The sequence below is a fragment of the Actinospica durhamensis genome (assembly GCF_018139695.1).
In the GTDB taxonomy this organism is placed as follows: Bacteria; Actinomycetota; Actinomycetes; order Streptomycetales; family Catenulisporaceae; genus Actinospica; species Actinospica durhamensis.
The window spans coordinates 1-564 of record NZ_JAGSOG010000682.1; the positions used below are offsets into that span (position 1 = coordinate 1).

The 564-nt window shown below is 64.2% G+C and carries 1 pseudogene; it reads right to left on the reverse strand.

From position 1 onward, the window contains the following. Window positions 1-564: pseudogene (locus KDL01_RS41710) on the reverse strand (FAD-dependent oxidoreductase); the annotation flags it as partial.

The following is a 564-nucleotide window of genomic DNA, read 5'->3' on the forward strand; positions in this document are numbered from 1 at the left end:
TTCTTCGTGGTATTCCTCTTCGACGTTGACCTGCCAGACGTCGTGGTGGGTGCCGGTGCGGATGTTCTCGGAGGTCAGTAGGGCGGTGAGCATGGAGTGGTCGGCGTTGTTGTACCGGTGCATGCCGTTGCGTCCGACGGGGTGGACGTTGGGGGTGTGGGTGTCGAGCCAGTCGCGGATGACTTCGAGGTTCGCGGCGTACCGGTCGTCGTAGACGGGGTAGGCCTTGGGCATCCGTACGACGTATCCGGACTCGACCGATCCGGGGGTGATGAGTTCGAGCTGTTCGAGTTCGCGGGTGCCGAGGGTGACGAGGTCTTCATCGGCCATGCTCCACAGGTCGTCGCCCTCGTTGACGAAGAACTCCAGGCCGAGGCAGGTGCGGCCTTCCTTGACGAGGTAGGGGGACCAGGAGCCGAAGTTCTGGATCCGTCCGACGCGTACGCCGGGGGTGTGGATGTAGATCCAGTTGTCGGGGAACCCGTGCTTTTCCGGCACGACCAGGGCCACGGTCAGAAAATCGCGGTAGCGCAGGTCCTTGGCCGCCGCGATCGCCTCCGCGGA